This window comes from Clostridium lamae (assembly GCF_033043255.1).
Taxonomy (GTDB): domain Bacteria; phylum Bacillota; class Clostridia; order Clostridiales; family Clostridiaceae; genus Clostridium; species Clostridium lamae.
Genome location: NZ_JASCQJ010000036.1, coordinates 1 through 14911 on the forward strand (window position 1 = coordinate 1; position 14911 = coordinate 14911).

General features: G+C 25.2%; 8 protein-coding genes. 7 read left to right on the forward strand and 1 reads right to left on the reverse strand.

Features of this window, described 5'->3' with window-relative positions:
* The 7 genes from QK892_RS14315 to QK892_RS14345 all read left to right on the forward strand — a co-directional run.
* On the forward strand, positions 1-1067 hold a 1067-nt coding region (locus QK892_RS14315; protein WP_317274226.1), incomplete at its 5' end, for an accessory Sec system protein Asp2.
* Positions 1068-1095: 28 nt separating this feature from the next.
* Positions 1096-2322 (forward strand): nucleotide sugar dehydrogenase, encoded by a 1227-nt coding sequence (locus QK892_RS14320; RefSeq protein ID WP_317274227.1) that lies wholly within the window; start codon positions 1096-1098, stop codon positions 2320-2322.
* Between the two features lie 15 nt (positions 2323-2337).
* Positions 2338-3888, forward strand: a complete 1551-nt coding sequence (locus QK892_RS14325; RefSeq protein WP_317274228.1) for a methyltransferase domain-containing protein — start codon at positions 2338-2340, stop codon at positions 3886-3888.
* Entirely contained in the window at positions 3885-6098 is a 2214-nt protein-coding gene (locus tag QK892_RS14330) for a glycosyltransferase (RefSeq protein ID WP_317274229.1), read from the forward strand. The genes QK892_RS14325 and QK892_RS14330 overlap by 4 nt, the downstream gene beginning before the upstream one ends.
* Positions 6099-6117: 19 nt before the next feature.
* A complete protein-coding gene (locus QK892_RS14335; RefSeq protein ID WP_317274230.1) occupies positions 6118-10518 on the forward strand; it encodes a heparinase II/III domain-containing protein in 4401 nt (1466 codons plus the stop codon).
* Between the two features lie 165 nt (positions 10519-10683).
* Positions 10684-11802 carry a non-hydrolyzing UDP-N-acetylglucosamine 2-epimerase gene (gene wecB / locus QK892_RS14340; protein WP_317274231.1) on the forward strand — a complete coding sequence of 373 codons (1119 nt, stop codon included), beginning with the start codon at positions 10684-10686 and terminating at the stop codon, positions 11800-11802.
* 134 nt (positions 11803-11936) lie between these two features.
* The gene (locus tag QK892_RS14345) at positions 11937-12650 is read left to right on the forward strand and encodes an LCP family protein (RefSeq protein ID WP_317274232.1); all 714 of its coding nucleotides are present in this window, start codon (positions 11937-11939) and stop codon (positions 12648-12650) included.
* A gap of 224 nt (positions 12651-12874) precedes the next feature.
* Here the strand turns inward: QK892_RS14345 and QK892_RS14350 are convergent, their stop codons facing one another.
* Positions 12875-14755: a right-handed parallel beta-helix repeat-containing protein gene (locus QK892_RS14350; protein WP_317274233.1), complete on the reverse strand. Its 1881-nt coding sequence runs from the start codon at positions 14753-14755 to the stop codon at positions 12875-12877.
* Positions 14756-14911 lie beyond the last annotated feature (156 nt).

Genomic DNA, 14911 nt, shown 5'->3' on the forward strand with positions numbered 1-14911 from the left:
GTATTAGTATTGAAGATATATTTATCATTGATTTAAGGTTGGATGAAAAATATTCTTTTAGAAATAATGAAAGAATTATGCTAACAGATGATGAAAGTAAAATAGTTGTTAAAATTAATAATCATCTAAAGAAAATAATCGATATTTTTAAGAAAATACTTCCTGGAGTAAATATAAAAACAATAAATTCAGGGGTATATATAAGTTGTCTAGAGAAAAGGACAATAGAATTAGAAGAGAATGTATTAGAAAAAATTAATGATATTAAATATTTCCAAATTGAAGAAAAAGGTTTTAAAAATGAAGAGATTCATAGTAGCAATTTGGGAATAAGGTATTGTTTTAATAAAGCTCTTTTTAATAATAAAGACAAGCTAATAATAGTATTCTCTGCTTTTTCTGATGATAAGCCTAAATATAATTATATAAATACATTAAGAACATATGATTGTAATAAGCTCTATATATTAGATAACTATGGTAGTAAAGGTACTTATTATTTAGGACTTGATGGTAGTTTTGAGATTGAAACAGCAGTAATGTCCTTAATATCGAAAATAGTATCTGAAAATAATATAAAATTAAAAAATATAATAAGCATAGGATCGTCTAAGGGAGGAACAGCTGCACTATACTATGGGATGAAGTACAATTTCGGAAATATAATAATAGGCGCACCTCAATATAAGATTGGTACTTATTTATGTGATTTAAGTATTAAAACTTATGCAGATGAGATTTTTGGCGATAGAAGTATTGCGAATAGAATAAAGTATGATAATTTAATTAGACTTATTTGTAATAATAAATCAAATATATTTTTATTAACAAGTGATGGGGATAATCAATATGACAGGGTTCTAAAAAGTTTTGAATATGTGTCAGAAGAGTTAGGCCTGAATTTAAAAATAGATAAATGTGAAATAAATAATCATAATGATATTGCAAAAGTATTCCCAGTTTACTTAGAAAATAAGCTATCAAAAATATTAAAAGATAATAAATATAAAAGATTATTTATAAATAAAATTATAGGGTATTTAAATAAAAATTTAAATAAATATTAGATAACAAATTATGGAGGGATTTGTAGAAATGAATAAACTAAATATAATTGGACTAGGGTATATAGGATTACCAACAGCACTAATGTTTGCAGCAAATGGAATAGAGGTTGTAGGAACAGACTTAAATGAGAGAATAGTAAATAATTTAAAAGCTGGAAATCTTACTTTTAAAGAAGATGGTTTAGAGGAACTTTTTGCAAAAGCAGTTGAAAAAGGAATTGAATTTTCAAATGAGTACATAAAAACAAATAGATATATAATAACAGTTCCTACACCATACATAGAGGAAACAAAGAAAATAGATGCTAAATATGTAATATCTGCTGTTAATACTGTACTAGATGTTTGCGAGAAGGGAACAATACTAGCAATTGAATCAACAGTATCTCCAGGAACTATTGATAAGTTTGTAAGACCAATAATAGAAGAAAGAGGATTCAAAATAGGAGAAGATATTCATTTAGTACATGCTCCAGAGAGAATAATACCAGGAAAAATGGTATATGAATTAGAAAACAACTCAAGAACTATAGGTGCTGATAATAGAGAAGTTGGTATGATGGTTAGAGAGTGGTATAAGAGTTTCTGTAAAGGTGATATAGTAGTTACTGATATTAAAACTGCTGAAATGAGTAAAGTTGTAGAAAATACTTATAGAGACATAAATATAGCTTTCGCAAATGAATTAGCTAAAATCTGTAGAAGAGAAGATATGGATGTATATGAACTTATAAATATAGCAAATAAACATCCAAGAGTAAATATACTTCAACCAGGTCCAGGAGTTGGAGGACACTGTATATCAGTAGACCCATGGTTCTTAGTAGGAGACTATCCTGATTTAGTAAATGTAATATTAGGTGCAAGAGAAGTAAATGATTCTATGCCAGATCATGTTATAGATAGAATAAGAGAAATAATGAATGAAAATGGAATCACAGATATATCAAAGGTTGGATTATATGGATTAACATATAAGGAAGATATTGATGATATGAGAGAAAGTCCAACAGTTCAATTAATGGACAAGCTAGAAAGATATTTTGTAAAAGGAATCAAAACATACGATCCATGGATTGAGGAAAAGAAATACGAAGGTCAATATATGGATTTTGAAAGTTTTATAAATGATGTTGAAATTGTTGTAGTAATGGTAGGACATACACAACTTAAAGAAAACATGACGGCTTTAGAAAATAAATTGGTATTAGATACTAGAAATATTGTAAATATGGAAGGTGTATATAAGCTTTAGGAGTGATTGAATATTATGGAAAAGGCATTAGATAAAATTAATAAAGCTTTTAGCGGCGAAATGGGAGAGGCATTTAAAGATAAAACTAGACAAAGAATATTTTGGATGATGAGTAAGGTTCAAGGTGAAAATGTTCTAGATATAGGTTGCTCTCAAGGAATAACATCAATCTTATTAGGAAGAGAAGGTAAAAAAGTTATTGGAATTGATGCATTAAGCGAATCTATTGAGTTTGCCAATGAAGAATTGATGTCAGAAGAGCCAGAGGTAAGAGAAAATGTAAAGTTTATAAGCGCTAATATTGTTACAACAGATTTAGAGTTTAATAAATTTGACACTATAATTATGGGCGAGATTCTAGAGCATCTTTCAAATTGTGATGATTTATTGAAAAAGGCTTGGGAATTAGGCAAAGCTAAAAGCAGATGTATTATTACAGTGCCATTTGGTATAAATGATTATTTTGATCATAAGAAGACTTATTATTACGGAAATTTACTTAAGGATATTAATCCTTATTATGAAATAGTAGAAAAAAATTTTTGGGGTAAATGGTTAGGGTTAGTTTTAGTAAGAAGAGATATTATTGAAAAAAATAATGAGTTATTAATACCTATACAGGATTTACTTAAGCAAGAAGAAAATATTTTTAACATTGAAAGAGAACTAATTGATAAAGCAAGAGAAGTAAACAAATTATTAGAACATAAAAACTTAGAAATTGAACAAGTTACTAATAAGTATGAAGAACGACAAAAAAATTATTTTAAATATTACGATTCACTAATTGAAAGTAAAGATAAAAAAATATTTGAATTAATTGAAAAAAATAATACTGATACCACAGAGTTGTGGGAACGTATTAATAGTATGTATGAAAAAATACATAAAGAGAAGTGTAATTATGAAGATGAAAATATAAGCAAACAAGTACTTCAAATAAAATTTGATGATCAATACAAGAAGAATATCACTTTAGAAGAAAACAATAGTAAGTTAAGTGGTTTATTAAAAGAAGAAAAGAAGAGAAGTTCTGAAGCTGTAGGCAAAATAAATGAATTAAATCAGTTATTAGAAGAGGAACGTAAGAAAAATACTATATTACAAGATGAAAAAATTAATTTAAGTACAGCATTGAATGAAGTTAAAAGTATTAATTCTACAATTATAGATAAATTAACAGATGAGAATAAAAAACTACAAGAATTAATTAAATCTAAAGAGATACTTATTAATAATTTAACAGAAGAAAATAAGCAAGTAATTAATAAATATGATGAATTAATTATAAGTAATAAAGTAGAAAAAGCAAAAAATGAAGAAAAATTAAAAATCAAAGAAGATGAACTTATAGCAGCATATTATTTAGTTAAAGAAGGCTTAGAAAAGGAAGAATGTGCATTAGAAGCAATATCAGAAAAAATAACAGAGTTAGAAAAAATGGAGCAAATGGTTACTAGTTTAAGTAAGAAGTATAATTCATTAAAGAATTCTAAATTAGGAAAAATAACTGTGAAATATTGGAGTTTAAAAAGAAACGTAGGGTTGAAAAGAGGCAGTAAATGAATAAGAAACAAATAGAATCAAGGTTAATAGAAGTCAGAAGACTAAAAAATGAGATAAATAATAGAATCGAAAATATAAAAAAAAATAATTGTGAAAATATTGATAACTTAAATGAAGGAATTAGTATTGTAATTCCTTCATTTAAGGGGGAAAAATATATTTTAGATTGTATAACATCATTAATTAATCAAAACATCAATCCTGAACTTGTAGAGATAATTATTGTATTAAATGGCGAACTAGATAGTACAGAAAAAATATTAAATAAAGTAATTAAAGAAAAAAAAGTTTCTAATATTCATATTTTACATAGTGATAAAAAGGGAGCATCTGCTGCAAGAAATTTAGGGGTTAATTATGCAACTAAAAAGTATATAACATTTGTTGATGATGATGATTTTGTATCTAAAGATTTTCTAAAAATGATGTATAAATATGCTGATGATAATACTGTTGTTGTTTCACAGATAGTAGATTACAAAGAAAACGGTGAATTGATTAAGAATAATGCTATTAATGAACAAATAACAAAAAAATCAGGATTAGTAATAGATCCTTTAATTGATTTAGATAAAGTAGTTACACTAAATGCATGTAAGTTATTTCCTACATCAGTGGCTAAAAAGCTTAAATATGATGAAACTTTGAGAAGTGGTGAAGATGTAGTATATTATTGTGAAATGACTGCTAAATTCGATTTAAATTATATAGTAGTACCTCAACAAGATGATTCTATATATTTTAGAAGATTAAGAGAAAATTCGATTTCAAGAAGAACTATGTCTTTTGGATTTAATGTTACAGAAAGAATGGAAGTTATATCTAAATTAAATACGTTAGTTTTATTGACAGATAATTCAAAAAAACAAATATTTATTAAAAGAAAAATAAATGCACAATCAGTTTTTATAAATAACTATATATCATCCAATATTAAAGAGAGAGAGAATGTAATAAAAGAAATAAAAAAATATGATTGTATATATTTACCTTATGATATTATAAATAGAAATTTATCTAATAAGTTAGTAGTAAGTTATTGTTTCCCACCATATGTAGATACAAGTGGAAATGTCATGGCAAAAAGAATTCGTGAACAAAATGAAGTAGTTGATGTTGTATATAATGAAATGTCTAAAATAAGAAAAAAAGATACAAGATTAAATAGGCTATGTGATGATTTAATTGAAAATAGAATTGAAATAGCATCTTATTCAAGTTTTTCAAATTGGAATGCAATTAAGCAATTTTGTGAATCTGCTATGAATAAAATTGCACAGATAGAAAGTAAAAAAGGTCAGTATAAGGAAATTTATAGTAGAGCTATGTTTCCAGCATCACATTTTATGGCTTTCTATTATAAAATATATAATTCTAAGGTGAAATGGATAGCAGAATTTTCAGATCCTTTATTATGGGATATTAAAGGTAACATGAGAAATGCAGAAATTAATGATAATGATTTTATGGATAAATTAAATAGTATGCTTAAGAGCAAGAAAATAAAATCAGATAATAATAATAATAATAATAATTTATTTTATTTATGTGAATATATACCGTATGTTTTTGCAGATGAATTAATTTTTACTAATAAAAATCAATTATCGTATATGCTTGAAAAATTTCCAAATGAAGATATAAAAAAATTAATAAAGAAGAAAGCTATTATAAAGCCACAACCAACATTACCATTTGAATATTATAATTTACAAAAGAGCCAATACAAAATTGATAAAAATAAGGTTAATTTTGCGTATTTTGGTTCATTTTATGAAACGAGAAATTTAGATGATATTTTTGACGCTTTAGAAATAATACAAGAAAAGTATACTAATAAATTTACCCTTCATATTTTCACCAACGAAGTTGATAATTTGAAGAATAAAATTAAAGAAAGAAAAATTAATAAAGATATAGTAGTTAATAATTATGTTAATTTTATAGAGTTTTTAAACTTAACTACAAAATTTGATTGTTTAATTGTTAATGATGCAATAACTGAAGGTTTTAAAAGAATAAATCCGTATTTACCATCAAAGTTAAGCGATTATATAGGTAGTGGAACAGATGTATGGGGATTATGTGAAGAATCAAGTGTTATGAGTAAATATCCTTTGAAGTATAAATCTATCATAAACAATAATAAAGAAACTAATGAAATGGTTGAAAAAATAATAATTGAGAAATTGACTGATAAAAAACTTTAAAACAGCTAGGAGGAAGGACATGATACAGGATGAGTATTCAATGAATAAAATTTTTTTAGAATATATTGAAGAAGTGTTTATTGTAAAAAGATTGAATAATAAACAATTAATCGAAGTTGCAGATTATATGTTAGAAGGAAACTTAGTAATAAATGCATTAAGGGTTCCGTGTGGATTTACATATGAAGAAGAATTAAAGTTTAAAGCTAAATCATTAAATTGGAACTTAAAATATTCTAAAAATCCTAGTATGTGTCAATTATATTTACAATCATTTCAACCAATAAGGTATTTATTAGAGGCTTTCCAAGTAAAAAAAGATTTAAAGTATTTAAATTTAGCAGGAGAAATGATTAATAGTTGGATCGAGTATAATAAAAAACAATCAACTAATGAATTTAAATGGTATGACCATTGTGCAGCAGATAGAGCGTTAGTAATAATATATTATCAAATAATATTATTAGAAAATAACCAACCGATAAGAAAAGATTTAGAAGAATTATTAGTAGAACATGCTAAATTTTTATTTGAAGATGAGAATTATACAACTCAAAATCATGGTACTATGATGGATAGAACATTATATAGTATTAGTGTTTTCTTAAATAATAGTGAAAGTAAAATTTGGAGAGAAAAAGCTAAACAAAGATTAAATGAGTCAATTAACAGAGATTTTTCAAAAGAAATGATAAGTTTAGAAAATTCTCCTGAGTATCATATTTTTAATTTACAAATGTATATGAGTATAGAAAAAAAATTGCTTAATAAGTTTGGCGATACTATATGTGAAGACTTTAATGAATTAATTAAAATGGGAATAGAGTATATTGTTTATTTATCGAAACCTGATAAGAAGTTACCTATGTTTGGTGATGGAATAGAAATTGATATTAATAAGTTAGCAAGTGATGATTATTTTAAAGAAGATGAACAATTAAAATATGTATTATCAGATGGAATGATAGGACAGAAACCAAATGAAGTATTTAAAGTTTTTAAAGAGGCTGGATATTCATTTATAAGAAATACATGGGATATGAGCAACTTAGATAATATAACTTATTTAGGCTTCAATTGTGGATGCAAACTAAAGAATCATAAGCATGGAGATGACTTATCGTTTGTTTTATTTGCTAATGGTGAAAATATTTTTGTTGATTCAGGTACATATACTTATGAGGCAGGAGATTGGAGACGACACTTCATGTCTGCAATGGCACATAATACTATTATAGTAGATAATAAGACATACCCATTTATATTAGGAGATTCTGAAAAGGCGTCAATTATTGATTATGGAGAGACTGATGACTATTTGTTTGTTGTTGGTAAAAATGATATTTATCAAGGTGTAAATATTACTAGAACAATATATTTTGATAAAAATGGTGTAATCATTATTCATGATAATATTCAAGGACGCAGTGAACATGTATATTCTCAGTTATTCAATTTAGATTCTGGAATGAAAATAGCAAGTAAAAATGATAATCATATAGTTTTAGAAAATAAGAATAATAAAAAAATATCCTTAATACAATTGGGTAACAATGAGTTAGAAATAATTAAAGGAAATAAAAATACACCGAATATGGGATTGATTTCTCATGCTTTTGATAAATTAGAAGAAAGTACTACCTTAAAGTATAATATTACTGCAACTTCAACAGACTTTATTACTGCTATAGTATTAAATGATAATATTAATATTGAGTATGATGATGATAAAGTTAGTTATTATAAGAATAATAAAAAGACAGAAATTAAGTTAAAAACCTATATAAGAATGAATGATTGTTATATAAAAGCAGAAAAATTAGATTTTATTACATATAAGTTCACAGTAGAAAATATGCCAGAAGATTCAGAAGTTGCATGGTATATTATGAAAAATGAAGAAAAAGTAAATGTATATTGGTATAGAAAAGATAAAGAGTTAATTCATACTTTTGATAAAGCAGGTGTGTACAAAGTTAGATACTTTATAAAAAATAAAGAAGAAAAAACAATGTATGATTATGAAAAGGAAATTAATATAACAGAGGTAGATATTTTTGAAAAAACTGTTTTACCTTTAATTAATGAAAATTCTATTGAGTTAATAGATTCCAATATTGAAATAATATTAAGCTACATTAGTGGTGAGTTTAAAGAAAATATAGAAGAAAAAAGAAATATTATTGAAATTGCAGAATATATTTATGATGGTAATTTAATGATAGAATATGATAGGTTTCCTAGAAGCTTTTCATATGAACCTGAACTAAAGTTTAATATTGATTCTTTTAACTGGGATTTAAAGTATAAAATAAGCCCTAAAATGTGTCAATTATATTTACAAGCATTTAAGCCAATTCGATATTTACTTGAAGCATTTCAATTAAATAATGATAGTAAATATTTAGAGCTTTCAGATAAGTTAATTAGTAGTTGGATTAATTATAAAGAAGAAGATTCAACAGATAGTTTTAGATGGTATGACCATAGTGTTTCGGATAGGACATTGGTATTAGTACTATATCAATTGTTATCATTGAAATATAATAAAAACGAAAGAAAAGATATAGATGATATACTAATAAAACATGCAGAGTTTTTGTATAGTGATAATAATTATGTTACTCAAAATCATGGGGTTATGATTGATAGATCACTTTATGTTTTAGGAGTATATTTTAACTGTGAAAAACTAAAAAGCAAAGCCTTGTTTAGATTAAGAGAATCGATTATTAGAGATTACTCTAGTGAAGGGGTGAATTTAGAAAATTCATCATATTACAATATTTTCACATTACGTATATATATTAATTTAGAAAAGAATTTATTAAATAAATATAATGATACTTTAAGTGAAAATTTTAATGAATTATTAAGTAAAGCTATAGAGTATCTGGTTTATTTATCAAAACCAGATAAGAAGTTACCTATGTTTGGTGATGGTGATGAAGTAGATCTTAATAAAATATATATTAATAACTATATCACTGATAATGAATATTTTAGATATATGAAAACTAATGGTAGATATGGAAAAAAACCAGAACTATTATTTAAAGTTTATGAAGAGGCTGGATATGTTTTTATAAGAAATAGTTGGGATATGTCAGATATAAATAAGTTAATATATTTAGGTTTTAATAGTGGATATAAATTGAAAAATCACAAGCATGGAGATGACTTATCATTTGTATTATTTGCAAAAGGAAAGAATATTTTTGTTGATTCAGGAACATACACATATGAAACGGGACCATGGAGAAGACATTTTATGTCAGCCGTAGCTCATAATACTGTAATTGTAAATAATAAAACTTATCCTTTTATTTTAGGAAATGAAAGAAATACAGGTATAGTGGATTATGGAGAAACAGAAAATTACTATTATGTTGTTGGTAAAAATAATCTTTATGAAGGTGTAAATATTACTAGAACTATTTTCTATTTAAAATGTGGTTCAATTTTTATTCATGATAATATTGAAAGTAGTTATGAAAATACATATTCACAAATATTTAACTTAGGTGATGATATAAAGTTAGATAATTTATCAGATACAAATGTGGAGTTAAATAGTTATGATGGAAAAAGTAAAATTACAATGATGCAGTTTACAAATACTGAATTACAGTTAATTAATGGGGATAGTAGAAAAGTTAATGGAGGGTTAATTTCAATAGGTTTTGAAAAATTAACAGAAACAACAACATTGAAGTTTAATATTAATGGTACCTCTACTGAATTTTTAACTGGAATAATAGTAAATGATAATTTAAAAGTTTCTTACAAAGACAACATAATAGAATGTTTATATAAAGATCATGTCATTAATATACCTATTAAAAAAATGGTAATATATAGTGAAGAGTTTGTTAAAGAGGAGCAAATTGACTCTACTACATATAAATTTTCTATACCAAATCTAGAAGAAAAATCAGAAGTTGCATGGTATATTATGAATGGTAAAGAGAAAGTTGATGTTTTTTGGTATAGTAAAAACAATGAGATAATTTACACTTTTAATAAACCAGGTATGTATACAATGAGATATTTTATTAAAAAAGAAGATAATAAAACAATGTATAATTATAAAAAGCAGTTTAGAGTAGATGAGAAGAGTATTTTAGAAAATAAACTTTTAACAACTGTAGGAGATTATAGTTATAAATTTGTAAATCCTGTAATAGAAAATATAAGTGAGAATATTTATAAAGTAAAATTAAATTCAAAGTTAATAAATATGGAATATGCTTGGTATATTTTTAAGGATAATGAGAAAAAAGATACTATTTGGTATAGTAAGGAAGATTATATTGTATATAAGTTTGATGAAAGTGGAACATATGAATTTCAAGTATTTATAAAGGATAACAACGAAACAAAAAAAGTTATAAAGCTTACTCAAAAAATCATTATTTAAAAATGATATAAGATATATAGTGAATTAATTTATGAAAATATAATGAAGAAATGTTATCATCAAATTTATTACTAGAGATAGCTAAGTATTGTAATTTTGGTAGTACAGTAATATATCGTTGTGGAAGATCAATTAAAATTACTTAAAAGGAGTTTGACAAATAACATGAATAAGGTAAAAGTATTAAGTGTTTTTGGAACAAGACCAGAAGCTATAAAAATGTGCCCATTAGTAAAAGCATTAGAAAAAGATGAGAGAATTGAATCAATAGTATGTGTTACAGCTCAACATAGAGAAATGTTAGACGCTGTTACAGAAATATTTGATGTTAAGCCACAATATGATTTAAATATAATGGCTCATGGTCAAACTATAGTAGATGTATCTAATAAGGTTTTAAGTGGAGTAGATAAAGTAATAAAGGAATGTGAACCAGACATTGTTTTAGTTCATGGAGATACTTCAACTACATTAAATGCAGCATTAGCGGCATTTTACAATAAAGTTCCAGTTGGACATGTTGAAGCAGGGCTAAGAAGTGGAGATATATACTCACCATTTCCAGAGGAAGTTAATAGAAAATTAACAGGAGCAATAACTGCATTACATTTTGCTCCAACTAAAACTAATGAAAGTAACTTATTAAAAGAAGGTTTAAATAAGAATATTTATGTAACTGGAAATACTGTAATAGATGCATTATTAAGCGTAATAAATGAAGACCATAAATTTGAAGATGAAATTCTTAATTCTATAGATTTTTCTAATAATAAAGTAGTTTTACTAACAAGCCATAGAAGAGAAAATTGGGGAGAGCCTATGAAAGAAATATTTGAAGCTACTAGAAAATTAGTAGAAGAAAATGATTCAGTAAGAGTTATATTCCCAATGCACAAAAATCCATTAGTAAGAGATTTAGCTAGAAAGAGCTTTGAAGGTGTTGAAGATAAAGTAAAATTAATTGAACCTCTTGAATATGTTGACTTTGCAAATCTTATGTCAAAATGTTATCTAATAATGACTGATTCAGGTGGAATACAAGAAGAAGCTCCAGCTCTAGGAAAGCCAGTTATGGTATTAAGAACTGAGACAGAAAGACCAGAGGCAGTTGAGGCAGGTACTGTTGTGTTAGCAGGAATAGAGAAGGATAATATATTTAAAATAGGTAATGAGTTAATAAATAATTCAACTAAATATACTGAAATGGCACATTCAGTAAACCCTTATGGAGATGGAAAGTCTTGTGAAAGAATTGTTAAATTAATAAAAGAATATTTTAATTAATATATTCATGATTAATCCCAATAGGAAAAAGCTTTTCCTATTGGGTTATTTTGCAATATAAATAAATCTAGAAATTACAACAAGGATTAGTAAAGAAGAAACTTTGAAGAAGCTAAATAAGGGGGGAATGGGAATTGGGAAATAAAAAGTTACTATTAACATTAGGGGCAGGATATATGTGCACACAAATATCAAATGTAAAGAAAGTCAAAATCGAAGATGATTTAAACTTGCATGATAATGATAAGAATAATAAAAGCTTGAGCATATTTATATTAAATAATAATATTTATGAAAATCTGCTAGTATTGAATTTCAATAAAGAAGAAAATAAAGTGAAAATAGCTAATCTTAATATGGAGAGAGGTAGATTGAGTAAAGTTTATAATGAAGATGGAGAGATAGAAACTATAAAGTTACTTAATTCACAGTATAAGTTATCTATAAATAATTTTATTAAATTTGATTATAATATATTGGCTGATTATGTAGATAAAATAAAAGGAATAGATTTGAAAATCACTCCAAGAGAAGCTAGATTATTAAATTTAGAAGAGAGTCAAAATTGTACATATAATTTTACTGGAAAAGCTTTAATTGAGTATTTAAATCTTAATTATAAAGGTGTAGATAAAAATAAAAGGCTGAAGAAAATTTTTAAAGAATTAATTGATAGAATGTTTGAATGTTCAACAAAGGAATTTCTAAATATTATTTCTGATATAGTTACTAACATTGAAACAAGCTTAGGAACAAAAGAATTAGTTACATTAGGAATATTTCTTCTAAAAATGGAGACTAATAATATAGAAGAGTATGAGCTTCAACTTAATGAGATTTATGTTTAGTGAGATATTATAGATATATAATATGAGTTGTATTACTAAATATAAATTAAATAAATATTGCGCAATCAATACATATTATTTTCATATATAAAAGAATTCAAGTAGCTGTCGCAAACAGATAAAAATGAAAAGGTGTAAATTTTAGAAAATCCGCAAGGAGTTTCTTCTTTAATACTACATTTTACATTATTCATTTTACATTGTGCGACAGCACTTGATTTTTTTTAATTTACAACAGTTCCATACTCCAGTACTGCTGCTTTAATTGTCATTTCAGAAGTATTTTTAAGTTTATTATTTATAATTATGTTTCCATATGGGATTTTAGGATCAATAGTATTTAAAGATTCTATTTCTGGATACTTTTCAATCCAAGTTTCACTATTGTAGGGAACATCGCCTAGTTTCATAACTAAAGATTCGTAGTTTGTGCCATATAAGCCTCTATCATCAAAGGTAATTGATTTAAGGCAGTCTATTATTATATTTTCTTCTATTATATTATCTCTTCCTCCTCCAGCTAAAATAGCTAGTGGAACATTTTCTATTCTATTTTTATATACATGAGCAGAGCTTAGGCAGTCATCGAGATATATTCCAACTACAGTTTGCCCAAGTGAGTCATTACTTAAATCATGAATATAGTTTTTTCTAATTATATTTCCTCTATATGTCCAGTTCCTCCCTGAGTATATAGCACCGACATCATTTGTTTCTTTAGCTACATCAAATATTTCATTTTTTTCGATTACGTGATCATTTCCACCAAAGAGTATTCCTGTATGTGGTCCATCATATATTTTATTATTAGAGGCAGTGATGCCAACACCTTCTATATTAATAGCTGCACTATAAGTCTTTTTTATTCTTGAAAAATTATATATTTCATTTTTACCTATCTTTATATTGGAGCTAGTTAAAGTTATCCTATCACCACCACTAGCAAAGACTCCACCAGTACCAGTATTGTAAATTTCATTTTTATTTACCTTAGAGTTTGAAACGTTATTCATATATATACCATACTTAGAAAGGTTTCTAATAATACAATTTTCTATTTTTATGTTACTTGAATTTTCTATTAATATCCCATGATTTGTTGTATTTTCAAAGGTAATATTTTTAAATGATATATTTGATAATCCTTCTAAATTTATTAATGGTTCAGATATTAGTGATAGTTTAATTTCTGAATTTTTATCATTATCCTCTGGAATTATAAAAAGCTTTTTATTGTCATAATCTATGTAGTATTCATTTTCTTTATCTAATGCTTCAAAAACATTGAAGATATAAAACCTTTGATTTTCTTCTATTCCATAAGGAAGATGACCTTTTATAGTAAGTTTATTATTCTTAACTGACTGAATTTTAGCTGTGCTATCACTCCAATCATGATACCAGTATCCACTAACATAAGCATTATTATAATTAAAGTTTTTAGGAAGTTTTTCTTCTATATTAAAACTATATTGTTCATGTCCAGTTAAAGATTTTTTATTATTAATAGAACCAGTTAATATAAAGTTATCATTTGGATATCTAGCTATGTTTAATGCTTTATCACCTGAAAATATTTCAGGAGCATTATCTATAGAATTATTTTTAAGATTAAATGATATATTTTCTTTAGATAAATCATAGCTGTACACTTTTTTATCAGATAAATTAGAAGTATTATTAACTTCTTCAAGTTTCTTATTATCTAAGGTAATTCCTCCTGTTAAAAAGACTTTATCTTTATTTTCACCTATAAATTCAATATATATATCCTTATCTAATAAGTCTTTATTAGTTAGTTTAAAGCTTTTAGAAATCTTGTAGGTACCATTACCTAAATGAACTTTTATTGAGCCTTTAGTTATTTCATTATCCTTAATATTTTGTATTAGTAACTTTTTAAAACCATAAAGGCTTCTTAATGGGGAGGACTTACTACCATCATTATCATCACTACCGTCTTCTGAAATGTAGTAGATATAATCAGCTTTAAAAAATATGTTTTTAAAAGAGTGATAAGAAACAAATAATAATAAAAGTGCTGTAAGAAAAGTAAATAATGAATTAGTTAAATATTTTCTATGTGAATTATTTCTGTATTTCATAAAACCTCTTTTCATTAAAATATTTATACAAATAATGTACATTAAATTCTATTAAAATTTTTATAAAATTATAAATAGAAATTGAAAGTATACTACACTAATTGGTAAAATTTTTCAAGTTGAAATGAATTAATATTCAGAAAAAATGGTTTGATA

Bases quoted from the DNA above. Each gene is read 5' to 3' on its own strand.
- QK892_RS14320 (WP_317274227.1), top strand. From the start codon at position 1,096: ATGAATAAACTAAATATAATTGGACTAGGGTATATAGGATTACCAACA.
- QK892_RS14325 (WP_317274228.1), top strand. From the start codon at position 2,338: ATGGAAAAGGCATTAGATAAAATTAATAAAGCTTTTAGCGGCGAAATG.
- QK892_RS14330 (WP_317274229.1), top strand. From the start codon at position 3,885: ATGAATAAGAAACAAATAGAATCAAGGTTAATAGAAGTCAGAAGACTA.
- QK892_RS14335 (WP_317274230.1), top strand. From the start codon at position 6,118: ATGATACAGGATGAGTATTCAATGAATAAAATTTTTTTAGAATATATT.
- wecB (WP_317274231.1), top strand. From the start codon at position 10,684: ATGAATAAGGTAAAAGTATTAAGTGTTTTTGGAACAAGACCAGAAGCT.
- QK892_RS14350 (WP_317274233.1), bottom strand. From the start codon at position 14,755: ATGAAATACAGAAATAATTCACATAGAAAATATTTAACTAATTCATTA.